The sequence below is a fragment of the Lapillicoccus sp. genome, assembly GCF_036559105.1.
Taxonomy (GTDB): Bacteria; Actinomycetota; Actinomycetes; order Actinomycetales; family Dermatophilaceae; genus Lapillicoccus.
The window spans coordinates 1-17686 of sequence record NZ_DATBTV010000095.1; the positions used below are offsets into that span (position 1 = coordinate 1).

Sequence of the window (17686 nt, forward strand, 5' to 3'; positions counted from 1 at the left end):
CTCCGGGTTCAGCGACCAGAAGTCCCACTGCATGTGGTTGTCGCGCAGGCCCGAGCCGCCGAGGCGCTTCTGGCTGCGGATGAAGTGCGGGAACTTCATCGTGTCGCGGACGAAGAACACCGGGGTGTTGTTGCCGACCAGGTCGTAGTTGCCCTCGGACGTGTAGAACTTCAGCGCGAAACCGCGCGGGTCACGCCAGGTGTCGGGGGAGCCCTGCTCGCCGGCGACGGTCGAGAAGCGAGCGAGCATCTCGGTCGTGGTGCCGCGCTGGAAGAGGGCGGCCTTGGTGTAGGCGGAGACGTCCTCGGTGGTCTCGAAGACGCCGAACGCGCCCGAGCCCTTGGCGTGGACGTTGCGCTCCGGGACGCGCTCGCGGTTGAAGTGCGCCATCTGGTTCAGGAAGTGGACGTCGTGCAGCAGGATCGGGCCGTCGGGGCCGATGGTCAGGCTGTTGCGATCGCTGACCGCCGGCGCTCCGTTGTCGGTGGTCGAGCCGAGCTCGGCCTCGCTGCTCGGTGCCGTCTGGATGGACTCGGTCATCGTTTCTCCTTCGGTGTGGCGGGCTGAGGGGTATGCGGGTGGGCTCGGCATGAGGGGCACATACCCCAGAACACGACTTCTGCCTCGTCCACCGTGAAACCGTGTGCGTCGCTCGGCTGCAGGCAGGGCGCCTCGCCGACGACGCAGTCGACGTCGGCGATGTCGCCGCACGCGCGGCAGACGACGTGGTGGTGGTTGTCGCCGACCCGGTTCTCGAACCGGGCGGGGGAGCCCGGTGGCTCGATCCGGCGGGTCAGACCGTGGGTGGTCAGGACCCGCAGCACGTCGTAGACCGCCTGCGTGGAGACCGAGTGGTGGCGCTCGCGGACCGCGCCGACGAGGGTGTCGACGTCGGCGTGGGCGTGGTGCTCCAGCTCGCGCAGGACGGCCACGCGGGGCGCCGTGACCCGCAGGCCCACGGAGCGGAGGCGCTCCTCAAGGGGTCCGGCGGTCGTCGACGACATGGCTCCCACGCAACCACCTTTTCTGGAACGAGTCAAGAAAACTACGAGCCAATCCGGTCCGGCGCCCATGTGAACCCCGGGACCACTACGCGGACATGCCTGAGTTGTCGGGCCCGGAACGGCAGAACGGCGCGCGCTTCTCGGACATGTCCGAGGAGTGGGGACGGGCGCCATGCGGGTATGCGGGGCGTGCGGGTGGGCTTCGCCCGGGTGCTACGGGCGCACCGGAAACCCGGTGTCCCCATGTCGTGGGCGGGTGGCACTCTGAACCGGTGCAGTTCTCCGCGTACCGACCCGTGCTCGCCCTCCCGGCGGCCCGCGCGGCGCTGCTGCTCGGCTTCTTCATCCGGATCCCGCTCTTCGCCGCGGGCGTCATCCTCACCCTGCACGTCGTCGGGGCGCTGCACCGCAGCTACGGCGCGGCGGGGATCCTCGCCACGGCCGCGACGCTCGCCCTGGCGGCCTCCAGCCCGTGGCGCGGTCGACTCCTCGACCGCAAGGGCCTGCGCCGGGTGGTCCTGCCCTCGCTGTTCGTGCAGGCGGTCTGCTGGTCGATCGCGCCGTGGGTCGACTACTGGTGGCTGATGGGCCTGGCCGCGCTCGGCGGGCTGTTCGCGGTGCCGACGTTCTCGATCGTGCGCCAGGTCCTCATCGTCGCTGTCCCCGAGGAGCAGCGCCGCACAGCCCTGTCGCTCGACTCGGTGTGCACCGAGTTCTCGTTCATGGCCGGCCCCGCACTCGGGGTGTGGGTCGCCACGGTCTGGGACACCGCCATCTCGATCTTCGTGTTCGAGTGGCTGTCGATCATCGCGGGCGTCGTGCTGTTCGTCATCAACCCCGCACTCCGTGCCGCGAACGACCAGGAGGCGGACGTCGCACCGCCGACCCGGCGCTCGTGGTTCGGCCTGCCGGTGTTCACCGTCCTCGCCGCGGCGGCGGCCACGACCGTCGTCCTCGGCGGCTCCGACGTGGCCATCGTCGCTACGCTGCGCGCGATGGACGCCCAGCAACACATCGGCTGGGTGCTGGCCATCTGGGGCGCCGGCTCGATGGTCGGCGGACTGGTCTACGGCGCCTGGCACCGCTCGATCGCCGCATACTGGCTGCTCGGCGGCCTGGCCCTGGTGACGGCCCCGGTCGCGCTGGCCACCAACCTCCCGCTGGCCGTCGTGCTGCTCTTCGTCTCGGGCCTGTTCTGTGCCCCGTCGATCACGGCCACCGTGGACACCCTGAGCCGCTTGGTGCCGCTCGGGGCGCGCGGTGAGGCGATCGGCTGGCACGGCTCGTCGATGACGCTGGGCATCGCCCTGGGCGCGCCCCTCGCCGGGTTCGCCATCGACGCCGGCGGTTGGCAGTGGGGGTTCGTCGTCGTCAGCGCGGTCGGTCTGCTCATCGCCGTCGTCTGCGGTGTGGTCGTCGGACAGCGGGGCGACGGCCAGCCCACCCCGGTGGACGATTCACGGGTCGCGACGGCGCACTGATATCCTGGTGGGGACCTGACAGGCGGTCCGGTCCGGCTTACGAGCCGAGTCGGGCCGTCCGTCGTGCAAGAGAAGCCCTCGGCTTCCACCCGCGCCGATCGCGAGATCGCCGGGTCGTATGGTCCGGACACGGTCCGGCGGACGGTCCCCGTGGCGACACGGGAGCCCCACCCGCTCGGAGTGTGGAGCCACCCGGGAATCACGCGAAGCGTGAGACGCGGGAAGGAATGTTGCGTAGGCCACTGCGCCGCATACCGGACACCCCGAGGCTCCTCGCGCACCCATGGTGACGGGGAGCCTTTTCCGTCCCGGGAGGTCGTCCACACTCACCCACAGAAGGAGCACCACATCAGCGAGCCTCGCATCAACGAGCGCATCCGGGTCCCGGAAGTGCGCTTGGTCGGTCCCAACGGTGAGCAGGTGGGCATCGTCCGCGTCGAAGACGCGTTGCGACTGGCCGCGGAGGCAGACCTCGACCTGGTCGAGGTGGCCCCCATGGCCCGCCCCCCGGTCGCCAAGCTCATGGACTTCGGCAAGTACAAGTACGAAGCCGCGCTCAAGGCCCGGGAAGCACGCAAGAACCAGGTCAACACGGTCATCAAGGAGATCAAGCTCCGCCCGAAGATCGACCCGCACGACTACGGCACCAAGAAGGGCCACGTCGAGCGGTTCCTCAAGGCGGGCGACAAGGTCAAGGTGACGATCATGTTCCGCGGTCGCGAGCAGTCGCGGCCCGAGCTGGGCTTCCGGCTGTTGCAGCGACTGGCCGAGGACATCGTCGAGCTGGGGTACGTCGAGTCGAGCCCGAAGCAGGACGGCCGCAACATGGTCATGGTCCTCGGCCCGACGAAGAAGAAGGCCGACGCCCGCGCCGAACAGCGCCGTCGCCGGGAGAGTGGATCCGTGGCCGTTGCGCACGACGAGCCCATGGACCTCGGCGACCTGACCCATCTGGCCACCGAGATCCAGGAGCCCGAGGTGGCCGACGTGCTCGAGGTCGAGGAGATCCAGGAGCCCGAGGTCGCGCAGGCGACCGAGGTCGCGCAGGTGACCGAGGTGGCCGACGCGCCCGAGCCCGCCGCCAACGCCCCCGCCCCGACCGCCACCGCACCGGCTCCACGCACCCCGACCCCCGCGCCCAGCACTCCGACCCCGGCTCCCAGCGCCCCGGCCAAGGCCACTCCGGCCAAGGCCGCGTCGCCGAAGCCGGCCGCCAGTACCCCGAGAGCCGCCCCGGCGGCCCCAGCCACCCCGGCTCCGGCCGCGGCGGCCCCGGCCACCCCGACCCCGCGACCGACCCCCCGGCCGGCTCCGCGCCCCGCACCACCCGCCAAGACCACCACGTCAGCCGAGTCGGCCTGACGCCTACCGCTCGGGTCGCCCGCACGCCGTGCGGGCGACCACGAACGCCACACCCGAAGGAGCATCGGCCGCACGGCCGAGGATCACCATGCCGAAGATGAAGACGCACAGCGGTGCGAAGAAGCGGTTCCGGATCACCGGGACTGGCAAGGTCATGCGCGAGCAGGCCGGCGGCCGCCACCTCCTGGAGCGCAAGTCGAGCAAGAAGATGCGCTCGATCGCCAACGACGTCGAGCTGTCCAAGCCCGACGCCAAGACCGCCCGCAAGCTGCTCGGCCGCTGACGCGGCTTCGCACCAGACGTAACAAAGGAGAACTCACGTGGCACGCGTGAAGCGGGCGGCCAACGCCCAGAAGAAGCGCAAGGTGACTCTCGAGCGGGCCAGCGGTTACCGCGGCCAGCGCTCGCGCCTGTACCGCAAGGCCAAGGAGCAGGTCACCCACTCGCTCGGCTACGCGTACCGGGACCGTCGCGCCCGGAAGGGTGACTTCCGTCGCCTCTGGATCCAGCGGATCAACGCCGGCGCCCGCGCGAACGGCATGACCTACAACCGGTTCATCCAGGGCCTCAAGGCCTCCGGTGTCGAGGTCGACCGCAAGATCCTCGCGGACCTCGCGGTCACCGACGCGGCGGCGTTCACCGCGCTCGTCGAGATCGCGCGGGCCAACGTCCCGGTCGCGGCCAGCGCCAGCGACGCTGCCTGACACGCTCACCAACGCGAAGGCGGAGCGCGTTCGCTCGGTGCGCGCGCTGGCGCAGCGGTCCGTCCGTGCTCGCCAGGGACTGTTCCTCGCCGAGGGACCTCAGGCGGTCCGCGAGGCGGTCCGCTGGCGACCCGACCTCGTCCGTGACCTCTACGTCACGGACGAGGCGGCCCAGCGGCATACCGACATGGTTGCCGCCGCCACCGACGCGGGCCTGAACCCCCAGCTCGTCACCGGCGAGGTGCTGGCGGCGATGGCCGACGCACAGACCCCGCAGGGCCTGCTGGCCGTCTGCCGGGTCCCTGTCGCCGACCTCGATGTGGTCCTCGCCGCCGGCCCTCGGGTCGTCGGCGTCCTCGCGCACGTCCGCGACCCCGGCAACGCGGGCACGGTCATCCGCGCGGCCGACGCCGCCGGAGCCGATGCCGTCGTCGTGAGCGACGGCAGCGTGGACCCCTACGCGCCCAAGGTGGTCCGCTCGACGGCCGGCTCGCTGTTCCACCTGCCGGTCGTCTCCGGTATGCCGGTGCCGGGCATCGTCGAGCGGCTGCGGGCCGCGGGCCTCACGGTCCTCGCAGCGGACGGTGCCGGGGACCGCACCGTCGACGAGGCCGACCTCGCAGGGCCGCACGCCTGGCTGTTCGGCAACGAGGCGTGGGGACTGACGGCCGAGGACCGCGCGCTCGCCGACGAGGTCGTCCGTGTCCCCATCCACGGCCGAGCGGAGTCGCTGAACCTCGCGATGGCCGCCACGGTGTGCCTGTATGCGTCGGCCCGCCAGCGAACCGGCTCCGCGGAGCGCGCCACAGGTCCCTAGACTGCGGTTCATGGGGCCAACGCCGAGGCCGTCGCTGTGGGTGTTGCCGTGGACGTGACGAACCCACCACCCGGCGTGACCGAGATGGCCGACGTCCTGCCCGACGGCCTGGTCGTGGTGGACGGGCATCGGACCCTCCTCTTCTGCAGTGCCCGCGCCGGTCGGCTCATGGACGTGGACTACGAGGGGATCCTCGGCCGACCCGTCCGAGAGGTCCTCCCGCTGCACGACAGCGACGGCCGGGCCTGGTGGGACTACGCCGATCCGTGGAACAGCCTCCACACCGTCACGGGCCACCGCGAGAAGCTCCTCTGGACCTCGACCGGCGTCGAGCTGCTCGTCACGGCCCGCTACCTGCGTAAGCCGCTCAAGGGGCCGGTCCGGCGGGTGTTGATGTCGGTACGCGACGCGTCGGCGCGCCAGCGGGCCGAGCAGGACCACGCTGCGTTGATCTCGACCATCGCCCACGAGCTGCGCTCGCCGTTGACCTCGGTCAAGGGCTTCTCGGCCACCCTGCTGCGCGGCTGGGAGAAGTTCACCGACGAACAGAAGCGGTTCATGATCGAGACCATGGAGACCGACGCCGACCGGGTGTCGCGGCTGATCACCGAGCTCCTCGACGTCTCGCGGCTCGACGCCGGCCGCCTCGACGTCCGCCTCCAGCCGGTCGACCTGCCGGCCATGGTCGTGCGCCACGTCGAACGGCTCAAGGCCGCCGGTCAGCCCGACAGCCGGTTCGTCGTGGACGTCGGCGACGACCTGCCCGAGGTGTGGGCCGACCCCGACCGGGTCAACCAGATCCTCGCGAACCTCATGGAGAACGCCGTGCGCCACGGGGATGGCACCGTCACCGTAGGCGTCATGAAGGACGGCAGCGGCGGGAACGGTGTGACGCCCCGGAGCGGCGACGCCCCGAACGTCTGCGTGTCCGTCGCGGACGAGGGCGACGGCGTCCGCGACGAGCACCTGCCCTTCGTCTTCAACCGGTTCTGGCACGGCACCCGACGCGGCAGCACGGGCCTCGGGCTCTACATCGTCCGCGGCCTCGTGGAGGCCCACGGTGGGCGCATCAGCGTTGGTCGCGCGCCCTCCGGTGGCGCCGACTTTCGATTTACGCTGCCCTCGGGCGCCCCGGAGCACCTTCTCTAAACGGAATGCTCCACGGCACATCAGGGCTGGTCCGCAGCGCGGACCCCCGATGGTCCGCATACCCCTGCACCAAGGCACCCCACGAAGTTCTCCCCACGACGTTCGCCGCTTCGCGTCGATCCGTCCCGGGGACCCCACGCCCCGCTCCGATACTTCGTGCAGACCCCGCCTAGACTCGGGCCCGCTCGCCGGGCCGCCCGGCCGACAAGGAAACGAAGGCGATGTCCGGACCGAACACCCAGTACGACCCTGTCGAGGTCGCCGCTCTCGACCCGGCGGCGCTCGACGCCGCGGTGCGCGACGCGACCGCCGCGTTCACGGCGGCGACCAGCCTCGACGAGCTCAAGGCCGCCCGCATCGCGCACGTCGACCGCGGCGCCGTCGCGCTCGCGAAGCGCGAGATCGGGGCCCTGCCACCCAGCGCCAAAGCGGAGGCCGGCAAGCGTGTCGGTGCGGCCCAGGCCGCGCTCGGCCGGGCGCACGCGACGCGGCAGGCCGATCTCGAGGACGAGCGCGACCGGCGGATCCTCGTCGAGGAGGCGGTCGACGTCACCCGGCCGGTGTACCGCCGTCCGCCCGGCGCGCGGCACCCCCTGGAGCTCACGCAAGAACGGCTCATGGACGCGTTCGTCGGCATGGGCTGGGAGGTCGTCGAGGGCCCCGAGGTCGAGTCGGAGTGGATGAACTTCGACGCGCTCAACCTCGGGAAGGACCATCCCGCGCGGCAGATGCAGGACACCTTCTTCGTCGACCCGGCCGACGGCGGCCTGGTCCTGCGCACCCAGACCTCACCGGTGCAGATCCGGACCATGCTCGAGCGGACACCGCCGATCTACGTCGTCTCGCCGGGCAAGGTGTTCCGCACCGACGACCTCGACGCGACGCATACCCCGGTCTTCCACCAGATCGAGGCGCTGGCCGTCGACAAGGGCCTGACCATGGCCCACCTGCGTGGCGCCATCGACCACTTCGTCAACGTCATGTTCGGCGAGGGCACGCGGACCCGGGTGCGCGCGTCGTACTTCCCGTTCACGGAGCCGAGCATGGAGACCGACTTCGTCTGCTTCGTGTGCCACGGCGACAACCCGGCCTGCCGGACCTGTGGCGGCTCGGGGTGGATCGAGCTCGGCGGCTCGGGCATGGTCAACCGGAAGGTGCTGCGCGCGTGCGGGATCGACCCGGACGTCTACACCGGGTTCGCGTTCGGCCTGGGGATCGAGCGGGCGCTGCAGCTGCGCCACGGCGTCACCGACATGCGCGACATCGTCGAGGGCGACGCCCGGTTCTCCGAACAGTTCGGGATGGAGGTCTGAGATGCGCGCACCACTGTCCTGGCTCGCGGAGTACACGGACCTCGCACCGGGCGCCACCGGCGCCGACGTCGCCGAGTCGTTCGTGTCGGTCGGCTTGGAGGAGGAGGCGATCCACGGCGGCGACCTCGCCGGTCCGATCGTCGTCGGCCGTGTGCTCTCGTTCGACGAACAGGTCCAGCAGAACGGCAAGACCATCCGCTACTGCGTCGTCGACGTCGGGACGCACAGCCAGATGGAGACCGAGGGGAAACACCAGGAGATCGTCTGCGGGGCCACGAACTTCGAGGTCGGCGACCTCGTCGTCGTCGTCCTGCCCGGCGCCGTCCTGGCCGGCGGGTTCGAGATCGCCGCGCGGAAGACCTATGGCCGGATGTCGAACGGGATGATCTGCGCCGAGGACGAGCTCGGCATCGGCCACGACCACACCGGGATCATCGTGCTGACCCGGCTGCTCGCGCCGGAACAGCTCGAGGGGGTCCAGGTCGGTGACGACGCCATCGCCCTGCTGGGTCTCGGCGAGCAGGTCGTCGAAGTCAACGTCACGCCCGACCGCGGCTACTGCTTCTCGATGCGTGGCCTCGCCCGGGAGTACTGGCACTCACAGGGATCCACCGACGGCGGCTTCCGCGACCCCGCGCTGCTCTCCGTGCCCGAACCCACCGACGACGGGTATACGGTCCGGCTCGCCGACGCGGCGCCGATCGACGGGCAGGCCGGAAGCGACCGGTTCGTGGCCCGGATCGTCCGCGGCATCGACCCGACGCGGCCGTCACCACCGTGGATGCAGCGCCGGCTGACCCAGATGGGGATGCGGCCGATCACGCTGGCCGTCGACGTGACGAACTACGTCATGCTCGCGCTCGGGCAGCCGCTGCACGCCTACGACATCGCGACGCTCAGCGGCTCGATCGAGGTGCGTCGCGCGCGACCCGGAGAGACCCTGACCACCCTGGACGACGTGGTGCGGACCCTCGACGCGGAGGACCTGCTCATCACCGACGGCGGCGACGTGCCGCTCGGCATCGCCGGGGTCATGGGCGGCGCCACCAGCGAGGTCAGCCCGTCGACGACCGACGTCCTCATCGAGGCCGCGCACTTCGACCCGGTGACGGTGGCTCGCTCGTCTCGTCGCCACAAGCTGGTCACCGAGGCGTCGAAGCGCTTCGAGCGCGGCGCCGACCCGGCGCTGCCGCCGGCCGCCGCTCAGCTCTGCGTCGATCTGCTGGTCGAGCACGGCGGGGGGACCGCCGACCCGGCCGTGACCGACGTCGACGAGACGACACCACGCGACGCCTACGACCTGGACGTCGGCCTGCCGGCCCGGCTGGTGGGCGTCGACTACCCGCGTCAGCGCGTGGTCGAGATCCTCCGGGCGGAGGGCTGTGCGGTCGACGACGACGGCGGCCCCACCATCCGGGTGACGCCACCCACGTGGCGCCCTGACCTGGTCGACGGTCCGGACTACGCGGAGGAGGTCGCCCGGATCGACGGCTACGCCAAGATCCCCTCGATCGTCCGCACGCCGCCCTCGGGCCGGGGGCTGACCCACAGCCAGCGCGTGCGGCGGATCGTCGCCAATGCGCTCGTGGCGCGGGGGTTCGTCGAGGTGCTGACCTACCCGTTCGTCGGCGACGACGTTGCCGACGCCCTCGGGCTCGAGGCCGACGACGAACGGCGGTATGCGGTCCGGGTGGCCAACCCGCTGTCCGACGAGGCGCCGCTGATGCGCACCTCGGTCCTCTCGACGCTCGTCGAGGCGGTCCGTCGCAACATCTCCCGCGGCCGCAAGGACATCGCCTTGTTCGAGCTCGGCATGGTGACGCTGCCGGGCGCGGACGCGACGCACACCGCTCCCGTCCCCGGCGTCGACCGCCGTCCTGACGAGGACACCATCGAGGCGATGCTCGAGGCCGTCCCGCCGCAGCCCCGCCACGTCGCCGCCGTCATGGCCGGCGAGGCGGAACGGACCGGCTGGTGGGGGCCCGGACGGGCGGCCTCGTGGGAGGACGCCGTCGAGTCGGCGCTCGCCGTGGCGCGAGCGGTCGCCGTGCCGGTGGAGGTCGAACCGGAGACCCACCACGCGCCGTGGCACCCCGGTCGCTGCGCGCGCATCGTCCTCACCGACGGCACCCTCGTCGGCTACGCCGGCGAGCTGCACCCGAAGACGCTCACCGCCCTCAGCCTCCCACCGCGGACCGTCGCGTTGGAGCTCGACGTCGACGAGCTGACTCGCGCCAGCGAGCCGACGACGCGATACCACGAGATCTCCACCTATCCGGCCGCACTGACCGACGTGGCGCTCGTCGTCGCCGACACCGTGACGGCCGGCGCGGTCGAGCGCTCGCTGCGGTCCGGCGCCGGCGACTTCCTCGAGGAGGTCGCCCTGTTCGACGCGTATGCCGGTGAGCAGGTCGGCGACGGGCGCACCTCCTTGGCCTACCGGCTGACCTTCCGCGCCCCGGACCGGACCCTCACGACCGAAGAGGTCAACGAGTTCCGCGACGCCGCCGTGGCGTCGGCCGGCGAGGCGGTCGGGGCGGTGCAGCGCACGTAGCCGACCGGTTGCGGGTGTATGCATGATGTGTATAGTCATGCAGCATGGTTGTCGCAGCAGTCGCCGGGGCGAGCGGGTACGCCGGGGGTGAGATCGTCCGGCTCCTGCTGGGCCACCCCGACATCGAGCTCGGTACCGTCACCGCGGACTCCCAGGCGGGGAAGCGGCTGGGCGACGTCCATCCGCACCTAGCCGCCGTGGGCGACCGGATCCTCGAGCCCACGACGCCCGACACCCTGCGAGGCCACGACGTCGTCTTCCTCGCGCTGCCGCACGGCGCATCGGCGGAGCTGGCGGCGCAGCTGCCGGAGAGCACTGTGGTCGTCGACTGCGGCGCCGACTACCGGCTGACCGACTCCGAGGCGTGGCAGGCGTTCTACGGAACGGCCCACGCCGGCACCTGGCCGTACGGGCTGCCCGAGCTGCCGATCCGCGGCGGCGTCGTCCGCGACCAGCTGAAGGGCGCGACCCGGATCGCCGTGCCGGGCTGCTACCCCACGGCCTGCTCCCTCGCGCTCGCGCCGGGGTTCGCCGCCGGGCTGCTGGAGGTCGACGACGTCGTCATCGTCGCGGCCAGCGGGACGTCCGGCGCGGGCAAGGGGCTCAAGCCGCACCTGCTCGGCTCGGAGGTCATGGGCGCTATGTCTCCGTACGGCGTGGGTGGTGGGCACCGGCATACCCCCGAGATCGCGCAGAACCTCGCGCTCGCCGCCGGCGAGCCGGTCTCCCTCAGCTTCACCCCGACGCTCGCTCCGATGGCCCGGGGGATCCTCGCCACCTGCACCGCGAAGGTCCGCTCCGGCACGAGCGCGCAGCAGCTGCGCGATGCCTGGCGCGACGCCTACGACGACGAGCCGTTCGTGCACGTGCTGCCCGAAGGCCAGTGGCCGCGGACCTCGGACGTGCTCGGCTCCAACGCCGCGCACCTGCAGCTGACGCTCGACGAGTCGGTCGGCCGGGTGGTCGTGATCGCCGCCATCGACAACCTCACCAAGGGCACCGCGGGTGGCGCGATCCAGTGTGCGAACCTCGCCCTCGGCCTCCCGGAGACCGGCGGTCTCCCCGTCGCAGGAGTCGCCCCGTGAGCACGCTCCCCGCCGGCTTCCGGGCCGCTGGCGTCACCGCCGGGCTCAAGGCGAGCGGCACGCCCGACCTCGCCCTCGTGGTGAACGACGGTCCCGACCACCACGCCGCCGCCGTGTTCACCAGCAACCGGGTCGTCGCGGCGCCGGTGGTCTGGTCGCGTCAGGTCGTCGCCGACGGACGCGTCGACGCGGTCGTCCTCAACTCCGGCGGGGCCAACGCGTGCACCGGGCACCAGGGGTTCCAGGACACGCACCGCACCGCCGAAGAGGTGGCCGACACGCTCGGACTGTCGGCCGTGGACGTCGCGGTCTGCTCGACCGGGCTCATCGGCGAGCTGCTCCCGATGGACAAGATCAGCACGGGCATCACGACCGCGGCCACCGCACTCGCGACCGACGGCCACGACGATGCCGCCGCCGCGATCATCACCACCGACACCCACGCGAAGACCACGACGTTCCAGGGCGACGGCTGGTCGGTCTGGGGGATGGCCAAGGGCGCCGGGATGCTCGCGCCCTCGCTCGCGACAATGCTCGTGGTTCTGGTCACCGACGCCGCGACCGACCCCGCCACCGTGGACCAGGCCCTGCGCGCAGCGACGTTCACGACCTTCGACCGCGTCGACTCCGACGGCTGCCAGTCGACCAACGACACCGTGTTGCTGATGGCGTCCGGGGCATCGGGTGTGGCCGTGGGGGCGTCCGCCCTCACCGACGCCGTCACCTCGGCTTGCGCCGACCTCGCCCGCCAGCTCGTGGCCGACGCCGAGGGCGCCCACCACGACATCGCCATCGAGGTCCGCGGCGCCGCGTCCGTGGACGACGCTCTCGAGGTCGCCCGCAGCGTCGCCCGCAACAACCTCTTCAAGTGCGCGATCTTCGGTGCCGACCCCAACTGGGGCCGCGTCCTGGCCGCCGTCGGCACCACCGCCGCGACCTTCGACGCCGACACGCTGGACGTCTCCATGAACGGTGTCCAGGTCTGCCGAGCCGGCGGTGTCGGCGAGGACCGGTCGCTGGTCGACCTCTCCGACCGCGAGGTCCACGTCCTCGTGGACCTCCACGCGGGCGACGACACGGTGACGGTTTGGACCAACGACCTGACCCACGACTACGTCCACGAGAACTCGGCGTACAGCACGTGAGCCCGACCTCCGGAGCGTCCCCTTCCAGCACCGTCCGCGGCATCATCGACGCGGCGGCAATCCGTGTTGCCGCGAGCAAGGCACAGACTCTCGTCGAGGCGCTGCCGTGGCTCGAGCGGTTCCGGGGCGCGCTCGTCGTCGTCAAGTACGGCGGCAACGCGATGGTCGACGACACCCTCAAGCGGGCCTTCGCGCAGGACGTCGCCTTCCTCCGGTACGCCGGTCTGCGCCCCGTGGTCGTGCACGGCGGCGGTCCGCAGATCGCGCAGATGCTGGGGCGGCTCGGCCTGACCAGCGAGTTCCGGAACGGGCTTCGGGTGACGACGCCCGAGGTGATGGAGGTCGTCCGGATGGTCCTCACCGGCCAGGTCGGGCGCGAGCTCGTCGGCCTGCTCAACCAGCACGGCCCGCTGGCCGTCGGCCTCTCCGGCGAGGACGCCGGGCTGTTCGGTGCGCGCAGGCGGGCCGGGGTGTCCGACGACGGTTCGGACGTCGACCTCGGCCTGGTCGGCGACGTGGAGAGCGTCAACCCGTCAGCCGTCATGGACATCCTCGACGCCGGTCGGATCCCCGTCGTCTCCACCGTGGCGCCCGACCTCGACGTCGAGGGCCAGGTCCTCAACGTCAACGCCGACACCGCCGCGGCCGCACTGGCCGTCGCGCTGCACGCGCACAAGCTCGTCGTGCTCACCGACGTCGAGGGCATCTACGCGAGCTGGCCGGACCCCGACTCGCTCCTGTCCTACCTCACCCTCATGGACGCCCAGGACCTGCTCGGCAAGGTCGACTCCGGGATGGTCCCGAAGCTCGAGGCCTGTATCCGCGCGGTCCAGCAGGGCGTGCCGCAGGCGCACGTCATCGACGGCCGCAAGCCGCACTCGCTGCTGCTCGAGGTGTTCACCGACGAGGGCATCGGCACCATGGTCGTCCCGAACCCGGAAGGAGTGGTGCGGGCATGACCCACAGCCAGCAGATTCTCGACCGCTACCAGGCGGCGCTCATCCCGGTCTTCGGTGTGCCTCAGACCGTTCTCTCGCACGGTGACGGCTGCTACGTCGTCGACGTCGACGGGAAGCGCTACCTCGACCTGCTCGGCGGCATCGCCGTCAACACCCTCGGCCACGGCCACCCGGCCCTGGTCGAGGCGATCACCAAGCAGGCGAGCCAGGTCGTTCACATCTCCAACTTCTTCACGTCCGAGCCGCAGGTCGAGCTGGCCGAGAAGCTCCTCGAGGTATGCCGCGCGCCCGCCGGATCCGGGGTGTTCTTTGCGAACTCAGGGGCGGAGGCCCTCGAGGCCGCGGTGAAGCTGACCCGCCGCACCGGCCGCACCCGGATCATCGCCGCCCAGAACGCCTTTCACGGCCGCACCACCGGCGCTCTCGCCCTGACGTGGAAGGAGGCCTACCGCGCGCCGTTCGAACCCCTGATGCCCGGTGTCACCCACGTCCCCTACAACGACGAGGACGCGCTGAGGGAGGCGGTGGCCGACGCCGGCGACGACCTCGCCGCCGTGGTCCTCGAACCCATCCAGGGCGAGGCCGGCGTTCGGGCCGCGACGGACGCATACCTGCGGCTGGCTCGCGACCTGACCCGCGGCGCCGGTGCCCTCCTCGTCCTCGACGAGGTCCAGTCGGGCATGGGTCGGACGGGCCACTGGCTGGCCCACCACGCGACCGACGTCGTGCCCGACGCGGTGACGCTGGCCAAGGGGCTGGCCGGGGGAGTGCCGATCGGCGCGTTGATCACCTACGGACCCGACGTCACGGCCCTGCTCACCGGCGGCCAGCACGGGTCGACCTTCGGCGGCAACCCGCTGGCGTGCGCCGCCGGGTTGGCCGTCGTGCACACCATCGAGTCGGACGGGCTGCTGCAGCACGCAAGCGAGCTCGGTGCATACCTCTCGGAGGCGATGACCGGGCTCGGACATCCACGCATCAGCGGGGTGCGCGGCCGCGGACTTCTCATGGCCATCACCCTGACCGAACCTGTGGCCGCGTCGGCGATGGCGCTCGCCCGCGAGGCTGGGTTCCTCGTCAACGCGGTGGCGCCGGACGCAATCCGGCTCGCGCCGCCACTGATCCTCACTCAGTCGCAGGCCGACACGTTCGTCGACGCACTGCCCGGGATCCTCGACGCGGCGGTGCCCGCATGAACGGGGTCCCCGCGAAGTATCGGAGCGAAGCGGAGAGCTTCGGGGGGTGTTCATGACGAGCCGGACGACGCGGCAGACCCGCGTCGTCGAGCTGCTCCGGTCGTACGATGTGCGGTCGCAGGGCGAGCTCCTCTCGTTGCTGTCGCGAGACGGCGTCGAGGTGACCCAGGCGACGCTCTCGCGAGACCTCGTCGAGGTCGGCGCCGTCAAGGTCCGCAAGGGACGACAGCTGGTGTACGCCTTGCCGGAGGCCGGCGGTGCGGTCGCCTCTGCTGGTGGCTCGGACGACCTGCCGGTCCGGCTGTTCCGCGCCGCCGACGAGCTCCTTGTCAGTGCGCGCTGTGCGGGCAACCAGGTCGTGCTCCGCACACCACCGGGAGCCGCGAACTATCTCGCGTCGTGCATCGACCAGGCACACCTGTCCGACGTCCTCGGCACCATCGCCGGCGACGACACGATCCTGGTCATCGGTACCTCTCCGACGGCCGCTCGCGGGTTCGTCCGGCAGCTGGAGTCGTCGCGGAGCGCGGGCGCATGAGCGGGCTCCCCGAGCCGGCCACGGACGGTCGGGTCAGCCTCTGGGGCGGGCGTTTCGCCGGCGGGCCGGCCGACGCGCTCGCCGAGCTGTCGCGGAGCACGCACTTCGACTGGCGGCTGGCCCGCCACGACATCGCCGGCTCCTGTGCCCACGCGCGGGTGCTGCACGCAGCGGGACTGCTCGACGACGCCACTCTGGCGGCGATGCTCGACGCGCTCGCCCGGCTGGACGCCGACGTCGCGAGCGGCGACTTCCGGCCGGACCCCTCTGACGAGGACGTCCACACCGCGCTGGAGCGCGGGCTCATCGAGCGGGCCGGGGCCGACGTCGGCGGTCGGCTGCGCGCGGGGCGCTCGCGCAACGACCAGGTCGTCACGTTGTTCCGCCGGTACTTGCGCCACGAGGCCCGGACCGTCGCCGGGCTCGTCCTGGATGTCGTCGACGCGCTCGTCGACCAGGCGACCCGACACCTCGGCGTGGCCATACCCGGCCGGACCCACCTCCAGCACGCCCAGCCGGTACTCCTGTCGCACCATCTTCTCGCGCACGCGTGGACGCTGCTGCGCGACGTCGACCGGCTGCGCGACTGGGACCGTCGCGCCGACGTGTCGCCGTACGGCTCGGGGGCGCTCGCCGGCAGCTCGCTCGGTCTCGACCCCGAGGCGGTCGCGCGCGACCTCGGGTTCTCGGGCTCGGTGGAGAACTCGATCGACGGGACGGCGAGCCGGGACTTCGCCGCCGAGTTCGCGTTCGTCGCGGCGATGACCGCGGTCGACCTCTCCCGGATCGCCGAGGAGGTGATCCTCTGGGCGACCAAGGAGTTCTCGTACGTCACGCTCGACGACGCGTACTCGACCGGGTCGAGCATCATGCCGCAGAAGAAGAACCCGGACGTCGCCGAGCTGGCTCGCGGCAAGGCGGGTCGGCTGGTCGGTGACCTCGCCGGGCTGCTGACGACGCTGAAGGGACTGCCGCTGGCGTACAACCGCGACCTGCAGGAGGACAAGGAACCGGTCTTCGACGCGGTGGACACCCTCGAGGTGCTGCTGCCGGCGTTCGCCGGGATGGTCGCCACCCTCCGCTTCAACCGCGAGCGGCTGGAGTCGCTCGCGCCCCAGGGTTTCGCGCTGGCCACCGACGTCGCGGAATGGCTGGTCCGCGAAGGGGTGCCCTTCCGGGTGGCCCATGAGGTCGCCGGCGCCTGCGTCCGGACCTGTGAGGCCCAGGGCATCGAGCTGTGGGACCTCACCGACGAGGACCTCGCGGCGATCGACCCGGTCCTCACCCCTGGCGTCCGCGACGTGCTGTCGGTCGAGGGCTCGCTGGCCTCGAGGGACGCCCGCGGTGGGACGGCTCCGGTACGCGTCCGGGAGCAGCTCGAGCGGGCGAGGTCGGCGGCGGCCGCGGCCCGCGCCGTCGCGACGCCGCTCGCCTGACGTGCCGCGCCGGCTGCCGCGGTCGTTCTTCACCCGGGAGGTGCTCGAGGTCGCGCCGGACCTGCTCGGCTGCACTGTCGAACGCGGCGGGGTCGTCGTGCGGCTCACCGAGGTCGAGGCGTACGCGGGTCACCGGCACGACCCCGGGTCGCACGCCTACCGCGGCCGGACGCCGCGCACGGAGCCGATGTTCGGCCCGGCCGGGTTCACCTACGTGTACTTCACGTACGGGATGCACTGGTGCCTCAACCTCGTGACCGGACCGGTCGGGGCCGCCGCCGCCGTCCTGCTCCGGGCGGGCGAGGTGGTCGCGGGGCACGAGACCGCGCTGGTGCGCCGCCCGGGAGTCGCACCGCGGGACTGGTGTCGCGGGCCGGCCCGGCTGGCCAGCACGCTGGGGCTGACCGGCGTCGACTCCGGTCTCGACTTCTGCGCTCCGCCGGTCGCCCCGCAGGACGGTCGGTCGGACCTCGTGGTCCGCGCACCGGCAGCGGCCTACGACCGCGACCGGTTGCGAACCGGACCCCGGGTCGGGGTGGCCGGCGCAGGCGGCGACGTCGAGGCATACCCCTGGCGGTTCTGGCTCGACGGCGAGCCGACGGTTTCCGTGTACCGGCCGGCGAAACCCCGTGTCCGGCGGACGAGGCCGTAGGGCAGGCTGTCCCGCTGTGAACGACATCGGCCCTGGTGTGCTGGACGAGCTGACCTGGCGCGGGTCCGTGGAGCAGTCCACGGACGAGTCCGCACTGCGCGCCGCTCTCGCCGAGGGACCGATCACCGTCTACTGCGGTTTCGACCCGAGCGCACCCTCGCTGCACTTCGGCAACCTCGTGCAACTGGTGGTGCTGCGTCGCTTCCAGCGCGCCGGGCACCGGGTCATCTGCCTGGTCGGCGGTTCGACGGGCCTCATCGGCGACCCTCGACCGACCTCGGAGCGGGTGCT

17 protein-coding genes and 1 pseudogene are annotated in these 17686 nt (G+C 71.9%); 16 read left to right on the forward strand and 2 right to left on the reverse strand.

Annotated features, from left to right (window positions below; translation table 11 throughout):
- Positions 1 to 540, reverse strand: a 540-nt coding sequence (locus VIG79_RS12260; RefSeq protein ID WP_331885982.1) for a catalase, incomplete at its 3' end; no start/stop codon positions are given.
- Positions 537 to 1004 carry a Fur family transcriptional regulator gene (locus VIG79_RS12265; RefSeq protein ID WP_331885984.1) on the reverse strand — a complete coding sequence of 156 codons (468 nt, stop codon included), beginning with the start codon at positions 1002 to 1004 and terminating at the stop codon, positions 537 to 539. The genes VIG79_RS12260 and VIG79_RS12265, both read right to left, overlap by 4 nt.
- Positions 1005 to 1276: 272 nt before the next feature.
- On the opposite strand from VIG79_RS12265, the gene VIG79_RS12270 reads away from it, so the two are divergent.
- From VIG79_RS12270 to VIG79_RS12345, 16 genes and pseudogenes are all read left to right on the forward strand, one after another.
- On the forward strand, positions 1277 to 2485 hold the full coding sequence (locus VIG79_RS12270) for an MFS transporter (RefSeq protein WP_331885986.1): 1209 nt from the start codon (positions 1277 to 1279) through the stop codon (positions 2483 to 2485).
- Between the two features lie 390 nt (positions 2486 to 2875).
- On the forward strand, positions 2876 to 3847 hold the full coding sequence (infC, locus tag VIG79_RS12275; protein ID WP_331885988.1) for a translation initiation factor IF-3: 972 nt from the start codon (positions 2876 to 2878) through the stop codon (positions 3845 to 3847).
- Between the two features lie 88 nt (positions 3848 to 3935).
- Positions 3936 to 4130, forward strand: coding sequence for a 50S ribosomal protein L35 (rpmI, locus tag VIG79_RS12280; RefSeq protein WP_331885990.1), 195 nt, complete (start codon positions 3936 to 3938; stop codon positions 4128 to 4130).
- A gap of 37 nt (positions 4131 to 4167) precedes the next feature.
- The gene (gene rplT / locus VIG79_RS12285) at positions 4168 to 4551 is read left to right on the forward strand and encodes a 50S ribosomal protein L20 (protein ID WP_331885992.1); all 384 of its coding nucleotides are present in this window, start codon (positions 4168 to 4170) and stop codon (positions 4549 to 4551) included.
- Entirely contained in the window at positions 4544 to 5368 is an 825-nt protein-coding gene (locus VIG79_RS12290) for a TrmH family RNA methyltransferase (RefSeq protein WP_414672625.1), read from the forward strand. The genes rplT and VIG79_RS12290 overlap by 8 nt, the downstream gene beginning before the upstream one ends.
- Positions 5369 to 5416: 48 nt before the next feature.
- Entirely contained in the window at positions 5417 to 6517 is a 1101-nt protein-coding gene (locus VIG79_RS12295) for an ATP-binding protein (protein ID WP_331885994.1), read from the forward strand.
- Positions 6518 to 6738: 221 nt separating this feature from the next.
- Entirely contained in the window at positions 6739 to 7830 is a 1092-nt protein-coding gene (gene pheS, locus VIG79_RS12300) for a phenylalanine--tRNA ligase subunit alpha (protein WP_331885995.1), read from the forward strand.
- Between the two features lies 1 nt (position 7831).
- Entirely contained in the window at positions 7832 to 10384 is a 2553-nt protein-coding gene (pheT, locus tag VIG79_RS12305; RefSeq protein WP_331885997.1) for a phenylalanine--tRNA ligase subunit beta, read from the forward strand.
- Between the two features lie 44 nt (positions 10385 to 10428).
- On the forward strand, positions 10429 to 11469 hold the full coding sequence (gene argC / locus VIG79_RS12310) for an N-acetyl-gamma-glutamyl-phosphate reductase (protein ID WP_331885999.1): 1041 nt from the start codon (positions 10429 to 10431) through the stop codon (positions 11467 to 11469).
- A complete protein-coding gene (gene argJ / locus VIG79_RS12315; protein ID WP_331886001.1) occupies positions 11466 to 12614 on the forward strand; it encodes a bifunctional glutamate N-acetyltransferase/amino-acid acetyltransferase ArgJ in 1149 nt (382 codons plus the stop codon). Before argC ends, argJ begins: the two co-directional genes overlap by 4 nt.
- A 41-nt stretch (positions 12615 to 12655) precedes the next feature.
- Entirely contained in the window at positions 12656 to 13573 is a 918-nt protein-coding gene (gene argB, locus VIG79_RS12320) for an acetylglutamate kinase (protein WP_331886011.1), read from the forward strand.
- On the forward strand, positions 13570 to 14769 hold the full coding sequence (locus tag VIG79_RS12325) for an acetylornithine transaminase (RefSeq protein ID WP_331886003.1): 1200 nt from the start codon (positions 13570 to 13572) through the stop codon (positions 14767 to 14769). Before argB ends, VIG79_RS12325 begins: the two co-directional genes overlap by 4 nt.
- Positions 14770 to 14821: 52 nt before the next feature.
- The gene (gene argR / locus VIG79_RS12330) at positions 14822 to 15307 is read left to right on the forward strand and encodes an arginine repressor (RefSeq protein ID WP_331886005.1); all 486 of its coding nucleotides are present in this window, start codon (positions 14822 to 14824) and stop codon (positions 15305 to 15307) included.
- The gene (argH, locus tag VIG79_RS12335) at positions 15304 to 16743 is read left to right on the forward strand and encodes an argininosuccinate lyase (RefSeq protein WP_331886007.1); all 1440 of its coding nucleotides are present in this window, start codon (positions 15304 to 15306) and stop codon (positions 16741 to 16743) included. Before argR ends, argH begins: the two co-directional genes overlap by 4 nt.
- A gap of 1 nt (position 16744) precedes the next feature.
- A complete protein-coding gene (locus VIG79_RS12340) occupies positions 16745 to 17395 on the forward strand; it encodes a DNA-3-methyladenine glycosylase (RefSeq protein ID WP_331886009.1) in 651 nt (216 codons plus the stop codon).
- A gap of 16 nt (positions 17396 to 17411) precedes the next feature.
- Positions 17412 to 17686, forward strand: a pseudogene (locus VIG79_RS12345) (tyrosine--tRNA ligase); the annotation flags it as partial.